The organism is Pseudomonas sp. (genome assembly GCF_028293835.1).
Lineage (GTDB): Bacteria > Pseudomonadota > Gammaproteobacteria > Pseudomonadales > Pseudomonadaceae > Aquipseudomonas.
This window is the reverse complement of the sequence record NZ_JAQGNX010000082.1, coordinates 23,505-46,151: the sequence shown is the minus strand read 5'-3', so window position 1 is coordinate 46,151 and position 22,647 is coordinate 23,505. Positions and strand designations below refer to the sequence as shown.

Genomic DNA, 22,647 nt, shown 5'->3' with positions numbered 1-22,647 from the left:
TTTTTTTAAAATTCATGGTCTATTTTCTTGCGTATTGCGCGATGGCAGCAACCGCTAATAGGTCGTTAACGAATATGTTTGTACGTTGACTCGGTCATCACCAAACCAGCGGCCAAGCCTAGTTCAGGCTGATATTGAGCGCCTGCAATCGCTTTAAAGGGAACGCCCTTATTGCCAAACGACACCGCCCGTTGCTCTGAATCCCCCTCCGTTATCTTCGTGTAAGACTCCTTGCGCATCGCGATGTACTTCCCTTCATTCTGCTCAAATGACTCATGGAACCTGGCAATTTCTGCCGTGCTCAAATTAAGCTTTTTACTCAATTGAACGCCCCAGCGCGTCAAGCATGTTTCGGCAAAATGCCTGACGATTCTGCCCGGCTCAGGCAATGCCTTTGCGCCTTCCGAGCCATTGGCCGCCGCATTGCCTACGAGCGTGGCATGGCGTCCAGCCATTGGATAGACGTGAACTTTAGTTGATGAGTGGGTGGTCGGAATCACGCAGGCAAAGCCTTTAGAACGCTCATCTTTGGCGTAGAAAGCTACGTACTCGGAAACGTTGCTGCCTAATGAAACCTTTTCTCCTTGAAAATTCAAAATGCCTGGCACCGGATCGACGGCGAAGATATTGACCTTAATGTGCTTAAGTTGGCTGTCGGCTAACATCGCGTTAGCGAGCATGTGGCAACTGATGCCGCCGCGGCTCCAGCCCACCAGGTTCACTTGTGTAGGGATCGGGCCGCCCTTTCGGTATAGTTTGATAATGGCCTGCTGGAGTTCTTGGGGGGTCGGTTTACGATTGCCGTAGTTGTATTTTCTCCACAAGAAAGATCCGGTAGTTTGTACCTCTTCGATTGGAATACCTGCATTCTTTAACACTTTATAGTTGGCCTCCGTCAGTTCGGTACGGTGCCAGTTGAATGAGCCCTTGATCATATGAATAGCGTGTTTGACGTTTTCTTCCCAGCCTTTGCCGAAAAGAGTGCCTCGCAATTCATATTCTTTAATCTTCTCGAACATGTCGTCAGCTTGAAGGTTGCCGCTGCCAGGCCCGTCCACAATCGTCCACTCGGCAAATTCATGGCCGGTGCTGTTATTGGCTAAGGTCGAGATCAGCTCGCCATCCCAGTAGCTTTTGTTATTATTGTCATATTTAGTGGAGCCAGTGCCGCAAAAGTAAACAGTAAATATACTCATGATGCTATCTCTTGTTTCGCCAATTGAAACTTGAGAGTAAACGGTTTTATTTAGCTGTCATGTGTATCAGTGTTGCGGGAAGTGTTGTATTAGCAAGCATGTACATGGAGCATTAAGAGAGTGTGGATAGAAGAAGTCGCCGCGTAAGGCGCTCCCTTTATGTTTGTAGGAATATCAAGTTGCGCGGCCTTCTGAATATATCTTCACCCTGCAGGATTAAAGCTGCCTGCTGCGCCACAATAACGCTGTTCTGTGGCTTTGCTTTGCTCCAGGCGATCGCTGTCAGCGCGTTTAGTCCATTCCTGGCATTGCTCTTTAAAAAAGACCTGAGCAGCTTTGCGGCACTCCCGGTGCTCGACGGAGGCATTGGGGAAGTTAAAGCACACGCTGTCGTCTTCAATATGGTTGTTGTAGATCCTCCACTGCGCCTGGTAGCGATTGCGACCGTCCCACTCACGGATAGACACGGTGACGATGTCTACTTTCACTTTCCGCTGGGGAGTGGTACCGCGCTGGAGATCGGATTTGTAATCTGCCATGTAGCTGGGGGAGACCATGCTCTGGAATCCCGATGAGGTGCTGGTACGCTGAACAGGTGTCGGCGCCGGTGCGGGCTCTTCGATCACAATTTGAGGTAGCGCAGGGGCAACAGGCTTCCTTATCTCCATCGGCGTAACGCTCTCGACAGCTGCGACTACCGGCTCAACCAAAGCAGGCGGGGCGATGACCAGTTTTTCGATGGGCTTGCCAGTATGAAGCAGACCGGCCAACAGGTAGGCACCAAAACCCAGTGCTGCGACGAAAATAACTTTACGACCGAACGAGCTGGATGACGGAGGGCGCACAGGTTTTTGCTTGCCGGGGTGACTGCCGAGTACGACGTCAAATTGGTCCGGGATTAGCCGTTGAATGTGTATGAGGCCGTCATCATCCGGTTGTTTCTGGTCATTCATTTTTGCTTCCTTGGCGGTCGCGCGGTAATGCTCTGGTGTATCGTGGCGCGAAGGTTAAACCGGCGCATAGCAGTTTGCCAGTACTGTCCGCTCAGAGAATGCGATGAAACTTCCCGAGACGATGCATAACACGCTCTGTATATGTGAAACCCATGGCTTCGGGTTATGGTCTGGCGCCTATGTGATAGTCAATGGAGTGACCGCCTATGTATGAGCGTCTTGAGCAGGTGTTCGGTTATCGGCAGTTTCGACCCGGGCAAGAGGCCGTGATTAGTGCTGTATTGGCGGGGCGTTCTGCGGCAGCGATTTTTCCTACCGGGTCGGGCAAGTCACTGTGTTATCAGTTGCCAGCGTTAATGCTTCCGCACCTGACGTTGGTTGTTTCGCCGTTGCTCGCGTTAATTCAGGACCAGCTGGCTTTTTTGCAGCGCCATGGCATTGCTGCGGCGAGCATAGAGTCCACGCAAAGCCGCGACGAGGCCGCGCAGGTGATGGCCCGCGCCCGGTCGGGTGAGCTAAAGGTTCTGATGATTTCCGTGGAGCGCCTGAAGAACGAACGCTTTCGTCATTTCATCGAGCAAGTGCCGATATCGTTGCTGGTTATTGACGAAGCGCACTGTATTTCCGAGTGGGGGCATAACTTCCGCCCTGATTACCTCAAGCTTCCGGACTACCAGCGCCAATTCAATATTCCACAAACCTTGTTGCTGACAGCTACCGCGACGCCCAAGGTTATCGCCGATATGCAGGCTAAATTCGCCATTGCGCCGGACGACGTGGTGACCACTGGTTTTTATCGTCCCAATCTGAATTTATTGGTTGAACCGGTGGTGGGGCGCGACAAGCGTAGGCGATTGGTGGAATGGTTGGGCCAGCGGGGCGGCCAGCCAACAATCGTCTATGTCACGCTGCAAAAGACAGCCGAGCAGATCGCCGCGCATTTGAGTCAAAACGGACTTGCCGCAAGCGCCTACCATGCGGGCCTGCCTCACGATCAGCGCGAGTCGATTCAGCGGCAGTTCATGGCTGGACGATTGAATTGCATCGTCGCCACCATCGCATTTGGCATGGGTATCGATAAGAGCGACATCCGCAATGTGGTGCATTTCGATCTGCCAAAATCCATCGAGAACTACAGCCAGGAGATCGGCCGCGCAGGCCGTGATGGCGCGCCGTCGGACTGTCTGGTGCTGGCTAACCGCGACAGCCTGAATATTCTTGAGAACTTCGTGTATGGCGACACACCGGAATATCTGGGCATTCGCAATGTCGTCGATGAGCTGCTGACGGCGACCAACGACGGGCAGTGGGAGTTGTTATTGGGACCGCTGGCCGATCAAAGCAATATTCGCCAGTTGCCGTTGAAAACCCTACTCGTACAGCTCGAGTTGCGCGGCATTATCGCCCCGCGTTTTGCTTATTTTGCCGAATACCGGTTTAAATTTTTGATAGAGCCTCACGCACTGTCGGAACGCTTTGAAGGCGAGCGGCGACAGTTTGTCGATGGGATTATCGAGACCTCAAGTCGAGCGCGCACTTGGGCCACGGTCAACTTTGATGCGCTGTATCAGCAGCATCAAGCCGAGCGTGGGCGAGTAGTCACCGCGCTGGATTACTTTCAGGAGAAAGGCTGGATCGAGCTGGAAAGCAAGCAGATGACAGAGGTCTACAGCTTGCTCAATACTGACTTTGATCCGGACGCGCTAGCCCTTGAGCTGCACGACTACTTCAAGCAGCACGAAACCACCGAAGTTGCGCGTATTCACGCCATGCTTGATCTGTTCGCCACTGAGCAGTGCCTGGGTTATCGGCTCGCTCATTACTTCGGTGACGTCAACGCGCCAGAGCGATGCGGGCATTGTTCGGTGTGTCATGGCGCTATTGCCAGACTGCCGGCGCCCCCGGCACTGCCGGACTTGGCCGAGCAAAGTTTCGATGAGTTGTGTGGGACGTTTCTGCGCAGGCACTTGGACTACTGCGGTTATGACCCGAGCGCTGATGGCTTGACCCGATTCCTCTGCGGTATCAGTGTGCCGCTGTTTACCAAATTGAAAGCACGAGGCATCAAGGGCTTTGCAGCCTTGGAAAACTATCCGTACGCACAGGTGAGGGAATGGACACGGAGCGCGATGGTTGAGTGACTGTGGCTGTGGCCGCGTTGCGCTCGAAAATATTAACTTTAGGAGCAGCGTCGAAGACGAGGCTGTTCTTTCATCATTAGAGTCTGTTTATGAGCGAGCAAAAGCTGAACCGCGCTGACTTTCATCATTTCCAGGCGATCACGACTCGGTGGCATGACAACGATATTTACGGCCATGTGAACAACGTGACCTACTACAGTTTTTTCGACAGCACCGTGAACAACTATTTGATCCAGCGGGGCGGTCTGAACATTCACGACGGCGACGTTGTAGGGTTTGTCGTTAGCTCTTCGTGTGACTATTTCGCGTCGATTGCTTTCCCGGATCTCATTGAAGTGGGGCTGCGGGTCGGAAAGTTGGGGAATAGTTCGGTGCAATATGAGCTAGGGGTGTTCAAGGTCGGTGAGGATGAAGCGAGTGCGGCGGGGCGTTTTGTCCACGTGTTTGTTGATCGCGCATCCAATCGGCCAGTGCCGATTCCCGAAAACGTACGCGCAGCGTTAGAGTCACTGGGTCTGTAGGATCCAGCTCGGTGGCGAAGGTTCGACGGAGTTTGGTACGCCGCCTCGCCAACACGTTGGCTTCTACAGATGGGCGGCGCATGAAGTCCTGATGGGAGCGAATAAATTCGTTCCCATCAGGGTTTCACTACGCGATTACAAAATCCGAGCGCTTGCGCTTGCGGCTTCCAAGCGTATCGCCACGAACTTCGACGTTGGCGTGCTGCTGCCGTCGCCGATGCTTTCCAATGGCACCAACGGGTTCACTTCTGGGTAGTAAGCGGCGGCTTGTCCGGCAGGAATGTCGAAGGCCAGCAGCGTAAAGCCCTTGACCCGACGTTCCAGACCGTCATTCCAAATCGAAATCAGGTCGGCTTTCTGTCCGGGTTTGAAGCCCAGGCGGATGATGTCGGCTTCGTTGGCAAATAGCACGTCGCGCTGACCCTTGACCCCGCGGTAACGATCGTCCAAGCCATAAATAGTGGTGTTGTACTGGTCGTGAGAACGCATCGACTGCATGATCAAGTCCGGAATCTGACCGGTTGCGCGGACGTTTTCATGCACCAGATCCGCCGGCAGGAGGTTGGCCCTGAAGTTGGCTCGCCCCGTTGTAGTGTTCCAGCGACGTTCCCCCGCAGCATTGCCGAGGTAAAAACCGCCTGGATTCTTCAAGCGCTCGTTAAAGTGTTTGAAGCCTGGAATAGTATCGGCAATCAAATCACGAATTCGGCTGTAATCAGCGACCAGCCACAACCAATCCACTGGCTTGGGACCAAGGGTCGCCGCCGCAATACCAGCGATAATCGCCGGTTCCGAACGCATCTGCTTCGACAGCGGCTGCAATTGCCCGTTAGAGGCGTGAACCATGCTGAACGAATCTTCCACGGTCACGGCTTGCGGGCCTTCGGCCTGGATATCAATGTCGGTACGGCCGAAGCACGGCAGGATCAACGCCTGTTTGCCGTGGGTAAGGTGGCTGCGGTTGAGCTTGGTGCTGATCTGTACCGTCAGGTCGCATTTGCCCAGCGCCTGAACGGTACGCGCGCTGTCCGGGGTGGCTTGGGCGAAGTTACCGCCCAGGCCGATAAACACTTTCGAATGACCGTCGAGCATTGCGTGAATCGCTTCAACCACGTTGTGGCCGTCACTGCGCGGCATTTTAAACTGGAAGCGTTTTTCCAGCGCATCAAGGAACAGCGTCGGCGGACGCTCATTGATGCCCATGGTCCGGTCGCCTTGCACGTTACTGTGACCACGCACCGGGCACAGGCCAGCGCCCGGCTTGCCGACATTGCCGCGCAGCAACATCAGGTTGGCAATCTCCTGGATGGTCGCCACTGAGTGGCGGTGCTGAGTGATGCCCATCGCCCAGCACATAATGACCTTTTTGCCTTTGGCGTACATCCGCGCCGCCAATTCGATGTCGGTCAGCGGTAAACCGGACTGCTGAACGATTTCCTCCCACGGTGTGTCGTCGATGGACGCCAAGTAATCGAGTACGCCGTCGGTGTGCTCATTTAAAAAATCATGATCGAAAACCGAAGGTGCGTTAACCGCCTGTGCCTCGCGTTCCCATTGCAGCAGGAATTTGCCCATACCACGTAGCAACGCCATGTCGCCACCCAGCGCTGGGCGCAGGAACGCGGTGCTGGTGGGCTCGGAACTGTTACTGAGCATTTCCAGCGGACGCTGAGGGTGCTGGAAGCGTTCCAGACCGCGTTCCTTCAGTGGGTTAATACTCACCACTTGCGCACCACGCTCGACCGCTTCGCGCAGGGGCTCAAGCATGCGCGGATGGTTAGTGCCAGGGTTTTGCCCAAGGACAAAAATCGTATCGGCGTGTTCGAAGTCAGCGAAGGTCACGGTGCCTTTGCCGACGCCAACGCTTTGCGCCAAGGCGACGCCGCTGGCTTCGTGGCACATGTTCGAACAGTCAGGGAAGTTGTTGGTGCCGAACGAGCGCACAAACAGCTGATACAGATAAGCCGCTTCGTTGCTAGCCCGACCCGAGGTGTAGAACTCGGCCATGTCCGGGCTTGGCAGGTTGCGCAGGTGTTGGCCGATCAGGGCAAATGCGTCGTCCCAACTGATCGGTTGGTAACGATCAGTTTCGGCGTCATAGGTCATGGGCTCGGTCAGGCGGCCCTGGTACTCCAGCCAATAATCGCTTTGCTCACGTAAAGAACTGACGCTGTAACGGGCGAAGAACGAGGCGTCGACGCGGCGCTTGGTGGCTTCCCAGTTGACCGCCTTGGCACCGTTCTCGCAAAACTTGACCATGCCGCTTTCCGGCGAGTCGCCCCACGCGCAGCCAGGGCAGTCGAAGCCGCCATTCTGGTTGGTCTTAAGCATCATGCGAATATTTTTCAGCGCGTTATCGCTGGTCAGCCACGCTTGCGTCACGCTCATCAGCGCGCCCCAACCACCCGCTGGGCCTTTGTAGGGCTTGTAGCGCTTGACTGGGATTTTATCGGCTTGGTTACTGCTCACGCTTGACTCTCCATCGCAGGGCTATAGACACGTGGCGCGCTGTGTTGCGGCAGGTGAATTAAATTGAGGTTATGCCGGCGTGCCCATTGCAAAGCGAGGCCGGTGGGTGAGGACAAACTAACCAGCGTCTGAATACCGGCGCGCAGGACTTTCTGGATTAACTCCAGGCTGCAGCGGCTGGTGACGATGGCAAGGCCGCCTGTGATGGAAATGTTCTGGCGGATCAGCGCGCCGATCAATTTATCGAGTGCGTTATGCCGGCCAATGTCTTCACGGCCCAGCAACAGCTCGCCGTTGCTGTCCATGAACAACGCCGCATGAACGGCCCCGCAATGCTGCCCCAGCGGCTGAAAGGCACCGATGCGTTGGCGCAGCCCTTCCAGCCAAATCGCCGGAGGCAAGGGTGCGCCAGGCAATACTGTGAGTTCGGGCAACGCTTGTTCGATCGCCTCAACTCCGCACAACCCGCAACCGCTGGTCCCCGCTAGCTGGCGTCGCTGCTGCTTGAGGTTCCAGAAGGCGCGGCTGGCTATCTCTACCTGGGCGTGCTGCGCGGAGCCTGAGCCGCTGAGTTTCAGGTCATAGATTTCGTCAGGGGAGGCAATGATGCCGCTGCCCAGACTGAATCCGACAATGAAGTCTTCGAGGTCGGTAGGCGTGACCAGCATCACCGCCTGGCTGATGCCGTTATATGTGATGGCCAAAGCTACTTCTTCGGCAAGGTCCGTGCGTGCGGACGTGTCGAGCTCAAGATTGGAGTAGCTATAGGATTGACTTGCGGTGGGCGCGGGCGACTGTAAGGCGGGCACCGTGCTGACCGTGCGCTTGGAAGGCATGGAAAAGTACCGGCTGATTATTTAGCCACCAGCCTAGGCTTCCCGTGGGATGGCGTCTAATCGCTATTACCGATAAGGCGATAGAGGGCGTCGATCAAGACGCGCCAATGATTGTTTTGTAGGTGCTGAAGCAGGCTTCGGCCAGGGCTGAGCGCGGGGCACTACGGCGCATGATCAAGCCAAGGCGCGCCAAGGTTTGCGCATCGGCAATGGGCTGCAGGCGCACGTGTTCGCTCAAGGTTTCCAGGCCAGATTGGAGCGGCATGACTGCGCAGCAAAAACCACCTTGTACCGCTTGCAGCAGTTGATGTACTGAATCGGTTTGCAGCAGCGGCAACGGGTTCAGGCCACGGCTGTGAAAGTTATGATCGATGGACTGGCGAAAGTGCATGCCACTGGTTAACAGGCCAAGGGGAAGTTCGATCAGGCTTTTCCAGCTCAGTAACTCATCGCTAAAGCTGAAATGGCGCTGGTCGTAGAGCAAGCCCATGCGGGTTTCCTCTAATGCCAGCGAATCGAAACGTTCGTTGTCCAGGCGCTCCAGGTACGACACGCCCAGGTCCAGTTGATTGCTCGCCAACTGTTCGAGCATTTGCTCGGAACTGAGGGACGACAGTTCAAAGCGCAGGTTCGGGTGCAGTTCATGCATGCGCTCCAGCAATACCATCGGGTCGAAGCTCGACAATGGCACCAGGCCAAGCCGCAATGTACCCACCAGATGCCCTCGGCAGGCGGCAGCCTCTGCCTGTAAACCGTCATACGCCGCCAACACTGTTCTGGCCCACGCCAGTACACGTTCGCCCGGCGCGGTAAAGCCTTCGAAACGCTGACCGCGATTGACCAGCTGCAATTCAAGCTCTTCTTCCAGGCTGCGCAGGCGCATGGAAAGGGTCGGTTGGGTGATATTACAGCGCGCCGCCGCCTGACCGAAATGTCGGGTTTCGTCGAGGGCGATGAGGAATTTGAGCTGCTTGATGTCCATCTTCACTCCAGTGCGCGGTTCAGGCCGCTGATTCTAGCGCTCTGGCCTTGCGATGGGTGAACCGCAGTTGGTCGGATCCCTCTGCCAACTCGCTCGTTCGAACTAACGTTAACCAGTCGGACATGAAGTTCGTCCTCAAAAAAACGTAAGGAGATGAGCCATGAGTATTTTTAGTTTCTTGAAAGAAGCCGGAGAAAAGATTCTCGACGCAATCACGCCCGGTAATGCCAACGCTGATGAAGTCTTGAAAAAGCATATAACCGATGTAGGTTTGGGGAACCCCAACGTGCAGACAACGGTAGCGGGCAGCACCGTGACGGTCACGGGCGAGGCGGCCAGCCAAGAGGAAAAAGAAAAGATTCTAGTGACGCTGGGCAACATTCAGGGCGTAGAAAAAGTCGATGACCAGATGACTGTTGCTGCGTCAGCGTCAACTGCGGCACCCGCCGTAGAATCACGTTTCGAAACCGTGCAGAAAGGCGACACGCTGAGCGCCATTTCGAAGCGGGTGTATGGCGATGCCAATAAATATCAAAAGATATTCGACGCCAATAAACCCATGCTCAAGGACGTGAACAAGATCTATCCGGGCCAGACGCTTCGGATTCCTGAGTAAGCTCGGTCTCTGTGGGATCTAGCGCGTTGGCGAGGCGGCGTATCAGATACACCGCGCTCGGTCTGTGTAGAAGCCAACTTGCTGACGAGAGGTTGATACGGTCCGTCAGGCCGTCTCGCCAACAAGTAGGCTCTTACAGGCCCAGTATCAATTCTCGATAGTCGCCAACGGCGGCGAATTCTTCGGTGTTCTTCGGGCCTTTCTGACTGTCAGGTTCGCTGACGGCTAATAAATGCTCAATGCCAAACCGCTGGGCGCTGCGCAGGATCGGCAGGGTGTCGTCGATAAACAAACTACGGCTGGGATTAAAGTTGATGTCGGCGTGCAACGCATCCCAGAATTGCGGGCTTTCCTTGGGGAATCCGTAATCGTGTGAGCTGATCATGCGTTCGAAATAGGGAGCTAATTGGACACGCTCCATCTTCAGTGACAACGAATCGCGGTGCGCGTTGGTGATCATGATCACGCGTTTTCCCGCTGTCTGGATCGCTGCCAGAAAAGTTTCGGCATCGGGCCGTAGGGCAATCAGATCGGCGGTTTCAAGTTTCAGGTCACGCAAAGACAACTTCAACTCGGCACTCCAGAAGTCCAGGCAGTACCAATTGAGTGTTCCGGCGTTCTGCTCGAACAGCGGTTTTATTTCCAGTTCGGCCATGGCTCGGCTGACACCGTGCAGGTCAGCGTAACGCTGGGGCAGGTGTTCCATCCAAAAATGATTGTCGTAATGCAGGTCAAGCAGGGTGCCGTCCATATCAAGCAGAACGGTGTCAATGTCGCGCCAGGGTAAAGAAGGCATTTGAGGATTCTCGGCGGTGAATGAATAGCGTTGTTATTTCCGACACAGACAATCGGAAAAGCCACGGTATAGTACCCCGTCCAGCAAAGGAGCCTGTCATGCGCCAGAAACCCACCATACTCGCCCGCGAAATCGTCGCTAGTAGCCGTTTGTTCCGCGTCGAAGAGCTGCAGTTGCGCTTTTCCAATGGCGTAGAACGTACTTACGAACGTCTGGTCGGTCGGGGTACCGGATATGGCGCAGTGATGATCGTCGCGATGCTCGATGCGGATCACGCCGTGTTGATTGAAGAATACTGTGGCGGTACTGACGAGTACGAGTTGTCGTTGCCCAAGGGTTTGATCGAACCGGGTGAGGATATTCTGGCCGCAGCAAACCGTGAGCTGAAGGAAGAGGCGGGTTACGGTGCACGCCAACTTGAGCACTTGACCGAGCTGTCGCTGTCGCCTGGTTATATGAGCCAGAAAATTCAGGTGGTGTTGGCCACCGACCTGTACGAAGAAACATTGCCTGGCGACGAACCCGAGCCAATGCGTGTTGATCGAGTCAATTTGCGCGAGCTGTCCAGCTTGGTCCAGCACCCGCAATTCAGTGAAGGCCGAGCATTGGCCGCGCTGTATCTGGTTCGGGATTTGTTGACCCAGCGTGGCGACTTTCAACCATGACCAATGCCTTCGCTCACTTGCCGCACCCGTTGTTGGCGCCGGTTATCGAGATGGCGCGCCGTGCCGGTGAAGTGATTTTGCCGTATTGGCGTGCTGACGTAGCGGTGATGACCAAGGCTGACGAATCGCCGGTCACCGCCGCTGACTTGGCGGCTCACCATTTATTGGTCGCCGGCTTACAGGCGTTGGCTCCTGACATTCATGTGCTGTCTGAGGAGGACGCCGACATTCCCTTGAGCGAACGCGCTACGTGGGAGCGCTGGTGGCTGGTTGATCCGCTGGACGGGACCAAGGAATTTATCGCTGGCAGCGAAGAGTTTACGGTCAACATCGCGCTGATCGAGCGCGGCAAAGTGGTGTTTGGCGTAGTGTCGATGCCGACCAATAATCGTTGTTATTTCGGTGGTGCAGGGTTGGGCGCATGGCGCAGCGACGACGAAAATCATCTTGCGCCGATCAGGACACGAGACGTATTGGCGGCAGGCGAGGTGTTCACCGTAGTCGCCAGTCGACGCCATACCAGTCCGGAACAGGAACGGCTGTTGGCTGGGTTGTCGGAAAGCCTGGGCGAGTTGCAACTGACTAATATCGGCAGTTCGTTGAAATTTTGCTTGCTGGCGGAAGGCGCCGCCGATTGCTACCCACGCCTTGCACCCACCTCGCAATGGGACACAGCGGCCGCCCAAGGCGTGCTGGAAGGCGCCCGCGGCGAAGTGCTTGAACTGTCAGGCCAAACATTCAGCTATCCAGCGCGTGAATCACTGCTCAACCCGTTTTTCCTGGCATTACCTGCCAATGCAGCGTGGCACGGTAAGTTATTGGAATTGGCTAAAGGCCTTAACCGGCCATCCTGACCAACTGCCTTCAATCGTAGGAGCCAACTTATTGGCGAAGGGTTTGACGCGGTATGTGAGATCTACCGCCTCGCCACAAGTTGGCTGCTACAGGGATTTGTGCAATTCCACATTTGGCTGCAAATCGTTATTTTGTATTAACGCAGATTCCGGTTTTGTACTTCATAGATAAATGCTAGTCATAGTCTGATTCGCTTTTTGGAGTTGCACCATTTTCCACAACGGTGCTTACCGTCTTGGGTATAAATGCAACGCTGCCGGATTCACGCGAATGGAACAGTCGCGCACCGTTGTTTAGTTTCGTAGTGATGATGGTGTGATCGGTGGCAAGAAAGGTTAGTGGCAACCTAGCCTTATCTTGATACTGCGTAACGATTATCGTCCGGTCGGGATTCCAGCGCTGACCGCTGCTATTCTCCAGCCACGCCATAAACGATGCACTGTCGGTATTAACAGGAAAGTCCTGAGTGCCCCGTACGTAATAGAAAGAATCTCCATCATTTTGTAAATACATTGGCAGTTTGTTGTCGACCTCAACCAACACCAGTCGCCATTGATTCCAGGGCGCGCTCTTGGTGGCCTCTTTGCGTACATCAGCAGAGAACTGAATCACTCCGCCGCCGCCATTGGTCCATGGATAGATTATACCCAGTACCAACAACAGTATGCCGGCGGCCACACCGAATCCCCACGCCCAGACAGGCCTGCTGACTTTACCCGATGCGCGTCTGCCAGCGATGTGCCGGTTAACCCACCAAGCGGCGATCAATTGCGCAAACGGCACGAGTGGTAAGACGTAATAGCTGCGCCTACTGCCGCTGGCCGTAAAGAACAGAAACAGCAACCCCAGCCCCATTACCAGCCAGCGGGTGTTTGGCTCCACCTGCCGCCACTGCCGGGCGACAACCCATAGGCCTGCGATCCAGCAAGGCGCCCATGGCAGGGTGTAGATCGGTAGATAGACCAGATAGGTGTAGATCGGACCGAGGTTATCGAAAGGCTGAAAAAAGCGGACGAAGTTTTCCTGAAACACCAGTCCCAGGCCGCTCTCCCGATAGGCAGGAGCGCCATACAGATGCGACAAAACAAACGGCATTATGTAACACGCGCCCGCAACCAGCAGCGCCGCACCCATGCGAACGTTGAGGTGACGCCTCCAGCGGCCTTCGCTCAATAGATGTGGCAGCAGCACCAATGCCGGCAAAATGAAACCGATCAATCCCTTGAACAACGACGTTATCGCCAGCAGCAAAAAGAACACGGTATAGCGGCCTAGACGGGTATTATCCGGCCCTCGCCAGTACCACCAAACCGCAGCAAGCACGCCACAGACTGTCAAAGTATCGGCTGTTGCCACCCGCCCCCAGAAAATAAAAAAGAACGTAGTAGCCAGCATCCATCCGGCGATCAAACCAGTCCTTTTATTAAACAGTTGGATGCCAATCAAATAGATCAGCCAAACACTTAACCACGCTGCGATTACTGACGACAAGCGCAATGACCAGTGACTCAGCCCCCCCATCAACTCGGCGGTCGCTGTAATCAACCAATAGGACAGTAGTGGCTTGTCGTAATAGGCGGCACCTTTGAGGTAGGGGTTAAAATAATCTCCACTTTGTAACATTTGCAATGAAATATTGGCCCAGCGAGTTTCCGCACCCCACAACTCTCTTGCGCCTAGGCCAAATAGTAAAATCAATGCGGTGACGCTGAGCAATAATATAAGTGCTCCTTTGTCACTTTTGCAGAATTCCACGATGGAGTTTTTCATAGGTCGATCGATCAAACCAAAATGAGGACGCCTGTATCAATGGCGCATAGTAAATTGAAACGTTCGCTCGTCACGAATTCGTTAGGAACTTGAGAAATGGTTTCAGCGAGTATTCAGTTACCGTTACATGATGTTTAGACAGGCCTCAGCGATGAGGACTGTCTTTTGTATTACCTTATGTGGGCATCATGCTTTGGTGTTAATGATCTCGCCTGTAACTTGCCCAGAACCATTTACACTGCCCTTGGCTGGAGTTTGGGCAGCCGCAGCCGAGGCCAGATGCTGCTTCGCTATGAGTCGTTGAGCTACTCGATCACCATGACCTGCCTCTTTGGCGGTTTCAGCGGAGGTTTCTGTCGCTTCCTTTAAAGCGGCCGCGTTAACGCTGACGGTATTGCCGGTAGTCGTCGTAGTTGGGCTGGCCGCAGCTGCTTTTGTCTTTGAGGCTGCCTGGTTAGCCACATTTGGGTTTGCGTGGATGGAAGCTGAGATTGCGCCAATAGACATTGTTAACTCCTTTTTTCTTGGGTACGCAAGGGCAAGAAATGCACTAGCGCAACGATGGAAACAAGAGCAGAGAGTAAGTTCGCAAGCGTTTGGTTTGCGTCGTCAACAAGTGAAATTTCCGTCGCAGTGGTACGGAAATTTGTTGGGTTATAGCAAGCTTGAAGGGGTGCCTCGCTGGCGAGAACGCTCGCCAGGTCGAGTCTTTTCACTGATCAGGGCATTTTTGCGGGTCTATGGCTTCGATTTGCAAAGCAGCCATGACTGCGCTCCTCAGTTGATCATCATCGCAAGGGATGGGCTCGGTGATCGCCTGGGCGGCCTCGACGCAGGCGTTGATGATTTTCTGTCAAACCTTTCGCCTTGGCGGGGCTGCTCGTCCGCATGCGCGCCGTGTTGCACCGCAAAAGGCGGCAGCGCCCAGTCAACTCTCGACATGCTTTTGTTCTTTAGCTGCGTTGGTCGTTTACCGGTGCAGGTTCATTCTGCTGATCACGTGTGTCTTTCTTCTGGTCAGTCGGGGCACTGACCACCGCAGTGCTGCGGCTGTTTTCGTTCTGGTAGTGCTGCATGGCAATCGCACGTTGTTCGTTCATTCGCTTCATTACCTGGTCGCCGCCGTCTTCGGCCATGGCCGCTACGGAGGTGGTCATCAGTACAGCGGCAATAACGGCATAAAAGATTTTCATAGGGGGGAACTCCAATATCATTCTGGGTTTGCCTCCCTGTTGCGGAAGGCGGCTTTTGTGGTGCGGTGCCATAGTGCTGCCCGCACCCTAAGCCCCAGTTCTCCAGAAATTAAATTATCTGACAGGTATTCCTGTAGCGCCGGATGGCCATTTCTAAGAAAACTGCTGTGCGCTGGAACATGACCGGACAGTGATCATCTGGAATGGGCTGATTCAACTCGTTTTTTTAAAATGAGCAACTATTTACATCTACCGATGCAACACAAACTGCCCGTTGAACTTTACCGCGACGTCATCACTGTTTTGATTAACGATGTGCGTCGGTAGTGTCAGGCGCGCTCGGCCGTGGCGTTCGTAGGTGCGCAAAAATTTTTCCCATAACCGGTCATCCGGTGCTTCGCAGATGGCGATGGCATCGGCGGTGACCGGTAGCGGGTAGCTGATCTGGCCTTCTTGAATGACGATGTGCCCGTTCTCAATCCCGGCTTCGCGTAAGCGCAAATGCATCCATCCCCAACCTGCCAACACAGCGCCGCAATACAGGCTGCCGCCGAACATTGTGCTTTTATGGTTGATGTTGGGTTGCAGCGGTAAATGCAGGCGCAGTTGATGCTGGTGCCAGCTCAGCACCTTCACACCCATCTCGCGAGTCAGCGGAATATCGTGGTGCAGTAACTGTTCCAGCGCGTGACTTTGGTTGTTCATCCGGGATCCTTCGGTCAATCGAGTTCGTCGGAAGCGCTGTTGCTGTCGCCAAAGCTCAGACCGTGTTTGCGCAATTTATCGTGCAGGGTTTTACGCGGAAGACCGAGCGCTTCGGCCAGACTGCGCACCGAGCTGTGTGGGCGGGTTAATTCCGCGGCGATCAACGACCGTTCGAAACTTTCAACCTGCTCGCTGAGACCGGCACCGGTCACCGGCATGCCTGGCGATTCGCTGCCTTCCAGTTCCAACTCAAGCCCCAGTGCGAAACGCTCGGCAGTGTTTTGCAGCTCGCGAACATTGCCCGGCCAGGTGTGGCGTAACAGCAACGCCCGCTGGCCTGGCTGCAACGCGTGTTCAGGCAGGCCATGACGGAGGCTGGCTGACTCGGCGAAGTGCTGAAAAAGCATCAATGCATCTTCGCCGCGATCACGCAGCGGCGGAATTTTCAGCTGCGCGACATTCAGTCGGTAATACAAGTCGGCGCGGAAACGGCCTTGGTCAGCGGCTTGGCGCAGGTCTTCTTTGGTCGCGGCAATCACTCGGATGTCCAGCGGGATCAGCTGATTGCCGCCCAAACGCTCAACCACTCGCTCTTGCAGCAAGCGCAGCAGTTTGACTTGAACCTCAAGGCTCATGCTTTCGATTTCATCGAGAAACAGCGTGCCCCCATTGGCGAACTCGAATTTTCCGATTCGCCGTTTTTGCGCTCCGGTGAATGCGCCGGGTTCATGACCGAACAACTCGCTTTCAACCACCGACTCGGCCAGCGCCCCGGCGTTTATCGCGACAAAAGGCCCGGCGCGACGGCTGGACAGATCATGCAGTGCGCGGGCCACCACTTCTTTACCGGCGCCGGTCTCCCCAAGAATCAACACATCAGCCTTGGTCGCGGCCAGTGCGCCGATTTGCTCACGCAAGCGCAGCATGGGTGTGGATTGACCGACCAGCCGCGTGCTCAGTTGCTGGCGATCGCTCAGGGCCAGCCGCAGGCTCCGGTTATCCAGCACCAAACGGCGCAGGTCCAGCGCGCGGCGTACGCTGTCTAGCAAGGCGTCACTGGCAAATGGTTTTTCCAGAAAGTCGTACGCTCCGGCGCGCATTGCCTGGACCGCGAGGGGCACGTCGCCGTGCCCGGTGATCAACAGCACTGGCAATTCGGGGTCTTGGGTATGCAGTTGCGTCAGCAGCTCAAGGCCGTCAATGCCCGGCATACGAATATCGCTGACAATCACCCCTGGCCAGTCGCGCTCGATGCGCGCGGCCACGCCTATAGCTTCGGTCAGCGGCAAGACTTTCAGGCCCGCCAGGTCCAGCGTCTGGCCAAGGGCGCCGCGCAGATGTGGGTCGTCGTCGATCAGCACCACTTGAATTCGGCTGTCGATGGCGTAGTCCGTACTCATGCAGATAGATCCTCTGGCGGTTGAAGGCTGATGCCGGACGCCCCGGCGTGCAGCCGTAATGTCAACAACGCACCGCCGCTGGGGTGATTGGCAAACAATAATTCGCCCCCCAGCGCGCGCATCAACGTGTCGCAAATGGCCAAACCAAGGCCCAAACCCTGGGTGCGGGTCTTGGTGGTAAAAAATGGTTCCCGGGCGCGATTCAGCGCCTCTTTGGTGAATCCTGGGCCGTTGTCACGAATGTACAGGTTGACGCCTTCTGCGGTCTGCTCGGCGCTGAGCCAGAGTTTGCGCGGCGGGCCTTTTTCTGTGAGCGCATCAAGGGCGTTGGCTAACAAATTACCCAGTACCTGGCGCAGACGAGTTTCGCCGGCCTGCACCCACAGCGTCGCGTCGGGCAGGTCACGAATCAACTCGACTTCCATTGAGCGACGACGTTTGGCCAGCAGTGCCAGTGCATCATCTAGCGCGGGTTGCAGCGCGACGCTTTCCGGCGCGTGGCGATCGCGGCGGGCGAAGGCGCGCAAATGCGCAATAATCGACGCCATGCGCGCTGTCAGTTCGCTGATCAGTTTCAGGTTGTTTCGGGCGTCGTCAGTGCGCTGATGATCGAGCAAGACTTCGGCATTTTCGGCGTAGCTACGGATGGCCGCCAAGGGTTGGTTCAGTTCGTGGCTGATACTCGCCGACATGGTACCCAGCGCGGTCAGCTTACCGGCCTGCAGCAATTCATCCTGAGCCCTGACCAGCTCTTGTTGCGCTTGTTCGCGCTCGAGCACTTCTTGCTTGAGCCGACTGTTGAGTCCTTCGAGATCGCTGGTCCGCTCAATGACGCGCATTTCCAGCTCGTGCCGACCTTCGGCTTCGAAGGCAATCCGGTCCAGATAATGGCGCCGCCGTTGCATCATCAGCCCCAGAAGCAACATCAACACTAAAAGTGCCGCGCCGCCCACCGCCACCACCGTACGCACGGGCCGATCAACCAATACCCGTGGCGCGAGAATGTTTACTTTCCAGCCCACTTCATCAATGGGCTGGGTTTGGGTGATCCAGGCTGTGTCGTTAATGATTAGCGGTTTTGGGTTACGGGTTGGGTACGGTTGAATCGCAGTGATCGCTGCCTTTTCTTCTTCGGACAACGGACGGGTCGCACGAAAACGCCATTCCGGATTGGACGTCAGGATCACTACGCCGTTGTGATCGGTCAGCAGAAGTTGTTCCGGCGTCTTGCCCCACAAGGTCTCGGTTCGGTCCAGGTCGACTTTGACCACCAAAGCCCCCACCACGCGATCTCGGTCACGCACGGCCGCGGCAAAAAAATAGCCGCGCTTGGCTGAGGTCGTGCCTAGCCCAAAGAAACGCCCCAAACGTCCAGCCATGGCGTCGCTGAAATAAGGTCGAAAAGCGAAATTGCGCCCGACGAAGGTGTCATGTTTGTCCCAGTTGGACGCCGCCAGCGTCTGGCCGCTCGGGTCCATCAAGTACATGACATCCGCCCCGGTTTGCTGACTGATGTCTTTCAATAGGCGGTTAGCGGTTGCTTGAGTGAGGGGCTGCGGGCTTACCAATGCCGCGCGTAATGCCGGAAGGTCACCGAGAATCTGTGGCAGCACTTCATAGCGGTGCAGGGTGCCCAGCAGGTTGGCGACATAAAGGTCTAATGTCTGCCGGTTTTGGCTGATGAGTTCATTGCCATAATAACGCTCGGCCAAATGCTGCAACGGCCACAGCAGCGGCGCGAGGCACAGCGCCAATAAAGCAAGGCTGCGCCAGCGGGGACGATTGGCAACGGTTGGTATGCGGGTCATAAAAAATGCGCCGGGAAGATCCGCACAGCCGCTGTCGGAATCAACGTGTTGGTGGATGCGGTAGCTGCAAATATACCGCCTCGCCAACAAATTGGCTCCTACAGGTCTTGGCTTTCCAGGCATTTCAGCAGGGCGCTGTGCCAATCGGGCATGGACACCTGCCATTCACGTAGCAGAAGGCTGCAATCGAGGCGGGAGTTTGGTGGGCGTTGAGCGGGCGTCGGGTAAGCGCTGGTGGGAATGGGTTCCAGGGTTGCACACGGCTTGCCTTGCTTGATCAGCTGTTCGCCGATTGCCTGGGCAAAACCAAACCACGAAGTTTCGCCAGCAGCCGTCAGGTGATAAGTGCCCCAGGCGCCAGGGTTGCCATCGCGCCAGCGCTCGATCAATAACCGCGTGCTGTGGGCGATGGTGCCGGCCCAGGTTGGCGCGCCGATCTGATCGGCAACCACGCGCAAGTCTGCGCGCTCTTGCATCAGGCGTTGCATGGTCAGCAGGAAGTTTCGCCCATGCAGTGAATACACCCAACTGGTGCGCAGGATCAAATGCTCGCCGCCCACAGCAGCTATGGCGCGTTCACCGGCGAGTTTGCTATTGCCGTAGACACCCAGTGGAGCAGGCTGGTCCTGCTCGGTATAAGGCGCAGATTTTTTGCCATCGAACACATAATCGGTGGAGTAATGAACCAACGGTATGCCAAGGCGCTGCGCTTCTTCAGCAAAAACACCAGGCGCCGTGCCATTGATAGCGAACGCCAACTCCGGTTCACTTTCAGCCTGATCGACTGCCGTGTGTGCGGCGGCGTTAATGATCAAGTCCGGACGCCATTCGCGGACATGCCCGCGAATGGTTTCGGGGTGGCTCAGGTCCAGCTGATCACGACCCAAGACCCGTAATTCGCCGAGGCCAGCAAGGTTCTTTTGCAGCTCACTGGACACCTGGCCATGCTGGCCGCTGATCAAAATCTTTAACGGCTTGCTCGGCGATGAAGTCATGGGAACACGTCCGCCTCTTTCAGGCTTTTACCTTGTTGATCCTTGGCTGATAGCGTCGGCGCCGAGCTAAGCTGCCAGTCAATGGCCAGCTCAGGATCGTCCCAGCGGATGCAGCGTTCGGCGCTTGGCTGGTAATAGTCGGTGGTCTTGTAAAGAAACTCCGCGTAATCGCTCAGCACGACGAAACCGTGGGCAAAACCTTCTGGAACCCACAACTGCCGATTATTCTCGGCAGACAGCAGAACGGTCGCCCACTTTCCGAAACTGGGCGAACTGCGGCGAATATCCACCGCGACGTCCAGCACTTCACCCGCCGTCACCCGGACCAATTTTCCCTGAGTATGCTCAAGCTGATAGTGCAGGCCGCGCAGCACGCCTTTTTGCGAGCGTGAATGGTTGTCCTGAACAAACTCGGCTTTTATGCCGGTGCTCTGCTCGAAGGCGCGGGCATTGAAGCTCTCGTAGAAAAACCCTCGCTCATCGCCAAATACCTTGGGTTCAAGAATCAAGACGCCAGGTAATTCGGTGGGGACTACATTCATTGCCGTTCCTCTGCGAGCTTGAACAAATATTGACCATAGCCAGTTTTGCCGAAAGCATCGGCGCGTTGCAGCAAGTGTGCACGGTCGATCCAGCCGTTCTGGTAGGCGACTTCTTCCAGGCAGGCAACTTTCAGGCCTTGGCGGTGCTCGATGGTTTGCACGTATTGTGAGGCTTCCAGCAGGCTATCGTGGGTGCCGGTATCGAGCCAGGCAAACCCACGGCCGAAACGCTCGACGTGCAAGTCGCCTCGTTGCAGGTACGCATTGTTAATGTCGGTAATTTCCAGCTCGCCACGGGGCGAAGGTTTCACCGCTTTGGCGACCTCTATGACGCTGTTGTCATAGAAATAAAGGCCGGTGACCGCATAGCTGGATTTCGGGGTTTTTGGCTTCTCTTCAATCGACAACGCACGGCCTTGGTCGTCGAAATCAATCACGCCGAAACGCTCGGGATCCTTGACCCAATACCCAAAGACGGTGGCGCCACTAGGACGCTGGGCCGCGCTTTGCAGCTGCTCGCTGAAATGCTGACCGTGGAAAATGTTGTCACCCAGAATCAGGCAAACAGGGTCTTGGCCAATGAACTCTTCACCGATCAAGAACGCCTGCGCGAGACCGTCCGGCTTGGGTTGTTCCATGTAATGGAAATGCACACCGAACTGGCTGCCGTCGCCGAGCAAATTGCGGTATTGAGGCAAGTCTGCCGGCGTAGAGATGACCAGAATTTCGCGAATGCCAGCCAGCATCAGCACTGAAATCGGGTAATAGATCATGGGTTTGTCATAAACCGGCAACAGCTGCTTGGACACGCCGAGGGTGATGGGGTGCAGGCGTGTGCCAGAGCCCCCTGCCAGTACGATGCCTTTCATCATGCGATGAGGTCCTTGAGGTTGGTGAAGCCCAGTCGTTGACCTTGATAGCTGCCGTCTTGAACATGGCGGCACCATTCAAGGTTATCCAAATACCATTGCACGGTTTTGCGCAGACCCGATTCAAAGGTTTCTTCAGGGGTCCAGCCCAGCTCACGTTCGATCTTGCCGGCATCGATGGCGTAGCGCATGTCATGGCCTGGACGGTCTGTCACGTAGGTGATCAGATCGGCAAAATGAGCCACGCCAACAGGACGCTCCCGTGCCAACTCTTCAAGCAGCGCGCAAATCCCACGCACGACGTCGATGTTCTTCTGCTCGTTGTGACCGCCGATGTTGTAAGTCTCACCAACGGCACCCTCAGTCACGACCTTGTACAGCGCCCGAGCATGGTCTTCAACGAACAGCCAGTCGCGCACTTGCAGGCCATTGCCGTACACCGGCAGCGGTTTCCCGGCCAGGGCGTTGAGAATGACCAACGGAATCAATTTTTCCGGGAAGTGGTACGGCCCGTAGTTGTTCGAGCAATTGGTAATCACCACCGGCAAACCATACGTGCGATGCCAGGCCCGAACCAGGTGATCGGATGCTGCTTTACTGGCCGAATACGGCGAACTCGGTGCATATGGAGTGGTTTCGGTAAACAGGTCATCAACGCCGTGCAAGTCGCCGTACACCTCGTCGGTAGAAATATGGTGGAAGCGAAACGCAGCCCGCTCGGCTTCTGGCAACTTGCTCCAATAAGCGCGGGTTGCCTCCAGCAAGCTGTAGGTGCCGACAATATTGGTTTGAATGAACTCCGACGGACCATCAATAGAACGGTCAACGTGGGATTCAGCGGCCAAGTGCATGATGGCGTGAGGCTGAAAACGGTTCAGGACCGCCAACACCTGCGCTTGATCGACGATATCAGCCTGCACAAATTCGTAGCGGGTATTGGTGACGATACTTTGCAGCGACTCAAGGTTGCCAGCGTAGGTCAGCTTGTCAAAATTGAGTACGTCATGATCAGTGTTTTCGATTAAATGTCGGACCAGCGCTGAGCCAATAAAGCCAGCGCCTCCTGTTACAAGTATGTTCATGAATTAGCCTTCTTCCTTGGTGGGGCGTTAACCGGATGAGACACAGCTTGTAGACAGTGGAGGGCTGCTGCAAGTGCGATTGATCGAGAATTGAGCGCAAACCGATGAAAATTTTTGATTGGGGTAAAAGCAAACGTCATAAAATTGTCGATTGTTGCCATATGGATTGTAAATGATTGATTGTTGGCAGTGTTTGAGACTTTCTCATCGCGTCCGTGATGCCGCGTTCATTTTGATGTGGGTTTTTCCAAGC

At 55.5% G+C, this 22,647-nt stretch carries 21 protein-coding genes; 5 read left to right on the top strand and 16 right to left on the bottom strand.

What is annotated here, in order from left to right; genetic code table 11:
• Positions 1-65 precede the first annotated feature (65 nt).
• Both JWR17_RS10155 and JWR17_RS10150 read right to left on the bottom strand, forming a co-directional pair.
• Positions 66-1,196, bottom strand: a complete 1,131-nt coding sequence (locus tag JWR17_RS10155; protein WP_299830811.1) for a hypothetical protein — start codon at positions 1,194-1,196, stop codon at positions 66-68.
• A 203-nt stretch (positions 1,197-1,399) separates the two neighbouring features.
• Positions 1,400-2,149, bottom strand: coding sequence for a hypothetical protein (locus tag JWR17_RS10150; RefSeq protein WP_299830809.1), 750 nt, complete (start codon positions 2,147-2,149; stop codon positions 1,400-1,402).
• 206 nt (positions 2,150-2,355) lie between these two features.
• On the opposite strand from JWR17_RS10150, the gene JWR17_RS10145 reads away from it, so the two are divergent.
• Positions 2,356-4,290: an ATP-dependent DNA helicase RecQ gene (locus JWR17_RS10145; RefSeq protein ID WP_299830808.1), complete on the top strand. Its 1,935-nt coding sequence runs from the start codon at positions 2,356-2,358 to the stop codon at positions 4,288-4,290.
• Between the two features lie 89 nt (positions 4,291-4,379).
• Positions 4,380-4,811 (top strand): thioesterase family protein, encoded by a 432-nt coding sequence (locus JWR17_RS10140; RefSeq protein ID WP_299830806.1) that lies wholly within the window; start codon positions 4,380-4,382, stop codon positions 4,809-4,811.
• A gap of 135 nt (positions 4,812-4,946) precedes the next feature.
• On the opposite strand, the gene JWR17_RS10135 is transcribed toward JWR17_RS10140, so the two are convergent.
• The 3 genes from JWR17_RS10135 to JWR17_RS10125 all read right to left on the bottom strand — a co-directional run bounded on the left by JWR17_RS10135 (position 4,947) and on the right by JWR17_RS10125 (position 9,098).
• Positions 4,947-7,280 carry an FdhF/YdeP family oxidoreductase gene (locus JWR17_RS10135; protein ID WP_299830804.1) on the bottom strand — a complete coding sequence of 778 codons (2,334 nt, stop codon included), beginning with the start codon at positions 7,278-7,280 and terminating at the stop codon, positions 4,947-4,949.
• Positions 7,277-8,116: a formate dehydrogenase accessory sulfurtransferase FdhD gene (fdhD, locus tag JWR17_RS10130; RefSeq protein ID WP_299830802.1), complete on the bottom strand. Its 840-nt coding sequence runs from the start codon at positions 8,114-8,116 to the stop codon at positions 7,277-7,279. Before fdhD ends, JWR17_RS10135 begins: the two co-directional genes overlap by 4 nt.
• A 94-nt stretch (positions 8,117-8,210) precedes the next feature.
• Positions 8,211-9,098, bottom strand: coding sequence for a LysR family transcriptional regulator (locus tag JWR17_RS10125; RefSeq protein ID WP_299830800.1), 888 nt, complete (start codon positions 9,096-9,098; stop codon positions 8,211-8,213).
• A 160-nt stretch (positions 9,099-9,258) separates the two neighbouring features.
• On the opposite strand from JWR17_RS10125, the gene lysM reads away from it, so the two are divergent.
• Positions 9,259-9,714 (top strand): peptidoglycan-binding protein LysM, encoded by a 456-nt coding sequence (lysM, locus tag JWR17_RS10120; RefSeq protein ID WP_299830798.1) that lies wholly within the window; start codon positions 9,259-9,261, stop codon positions 9,712-9,714.
• 133 nt (positions 9,715-9,847) lie between these two features.
• On the opposite strand, the gene yrfG is transcribed toward lysM, so the two are convergent.
• Complete coding sequence (yrfG, locus tag JWR17_RS10115) at positions 9,848-10,510, bottom strand: GMP/IMP nucleotidase (RefSeq protein WP_299830796.1); 663 nt, start codon at positions 10,508-10,510, stop codon at positions 9,848-9,850.
• Positions 10,511-10,608: 98 nt separating this feature from the next.
• On the opposite strand from yrfG, the gene nudE reads away from it, so the two are divergent.
• Both nudE and cysQ read left to right on the top strand, forming a co-directional pair.
• Positions 10,609-11,175 (top strand): ADP compounds hydrolase NudE, encoded by a 567-nt coding sequence (gene nudE / locus JWR17_RS10110; RefSeq protein ID WP_299830794.1) that lies wholly within the window; start codon positions 10,609-10,611, stop codon positions 11,173-11,175.
• Positions 11,172-12,029, top strand: coding sequence for a 3'(2'),5'-bisphosphate nucleotidase CysQ (gene cysQ, locus JWR17_RS10105; RefSeq protein ID WP_299830792.1), 858 nt, complete (start codon positions 11,172-11,174; stop codon positions 12,027-12,029). Before nudE ends, cysQ begins: the two co-directional genes overlap by 4 nt.
• 175 nt (positions 12,030-12,204) lie before the next feature.
• Here cysQ and JWR17_RS10100 read toward each other — a convergent pair whose 3' ends face one another.
• The 10 genes from JWR17_RS10100 to rfbB all read right to left on the bottom strand — a co-directional run bounded on the left by JWR17_RS10100 (position 12,205) and on the right by rfbB (position 22,394).
• On the bottom strand, positions 12,205-13,800 hold the full coding sequence (locus JWR17_RS10100; protein WP_299830790.1) for a glycosyltransferase family 39 protein: 1,596 nt from the start codon (positions 13,798-13,800) through the stop codon (positions 12,205-12,207).
• A 186-nt stretch (positions 13,801-13,986) separates the two neighbouring features.
• Positions 13,987-14,307 carry a hypothetical protein gene (locus JWR17_RS10095; protein ID WP_299830788.1) on the bottom strand — a complete coding sequence of 107 codons (321 nt, stop codon included), beginning with the start codon at positions 14,305-14,307 and terminating at the stop codon, positions 13,987-13,989.
• A gap of 446 nt (positions 14,308-14,753) precedes the next feature.
• On the bottom strand, positions 14,754-14,993 hold the full coding sequence (locus tag JWR17_RS10090) for a co-regulatory protein PtrA N-terminal domain-containing protein (protein ID WP_299830786.1): 240 nt from the start codon (positions 14,991-14,993) through the stop codon (positions 14,754-14,756).
• Between the two features lie 249 nt (positions 14,994-15,242).
• Positions 15,243-15,698, bottom strand: coding sequence for a thioesterase domain-containing protein (locus JWR17_RS10085; RefSeq protein ID WP_299830784.1), 456 nt, complete (start codon positions 15,696-15,698; stop codon positions 15,243-15,245).
• Between the two features lie 14 nt (positions 15,699-15,712).
• Positions 15,713-17,098, bottom strand: coding sequence for a sigma-54 dependent transcriptional regulator (locus JWR17_RS10080; RefSeq protein WP_299830782.1), 1,386 nt, complete (start codon positions 17,096-17,098; stop codon positions 15,713-15,715).
• Entirely contained in the window at positions 17,095-18,906 is a 1,812-nt protein-coding gene (locus tag JWR17_RS10075; protein WP_299830780.1) for an ATP-binding protein, read from the bottom strand. Before JWR17_RS10075 ends, JWR17_RS10080 begins: the two co-directional genes overlap by 4 nt.
• A 98-nt stretch (positions 18,907-19,004) precedes the next feature.
• Positions 19,005-19,901: a dTDP-4-dehydrorhamnose reductase gene (rfbD, locus tag JWR17_RS10070; RefSeq protein WP_299830778.1), complete on the bottom strand. Its 897-nt coding sequence runs from the start codon at positions 19,899-19,901 to the stop codon at positions 19,005-19,007.
• Positions 19,898-20,443, bottom strand: coding sequence for a dTDP-4-dehydrorhamnose 3,5-epimerase (gene rfbC, locus JWR17_RS10065; protein WP_299830776.1), 546 nt, complete (start codon positions 20,441-20,443; stop codon positions 19,898-19,900). The genes rfbD and rfbC overlap by 4 nt, the downstream gene beginning before the upstream one ends.
• On the bottom strand, positions 20,440-21,315 hold the full coding sequence (rfbA, locus tag JWR17_RS10060; RefSeq protein WP_299830774.1) for a glucose-1-phosphate thymidylyltransferase RfbA: 876 nt from the start codon (positions 21,313-21,315) through the stop codon (positions 20,440-20,442). The genes rfbC and rfbA overlap by 4 nt, the downstream gene beginning before the upstream one ends.
• Positions 21,312-22,394 (bottom strand): dTDP-glucose 4,6-dehydratase, encoded by a 1,083-nt coding sequence (gene rfbB / locus JWR17_RS10055; RefSeq protein WP_299830772.1) that lies wholly within the window; start codon positions 22,392-22,394, stop codon positions 21,312-21,314. The genes rfbA and rfbB overlap by 4 nt, the downstream gene beginning before the upstream one ends.
• Positions 22,395-22,647 lie beyond the last annotated feature (253 nt).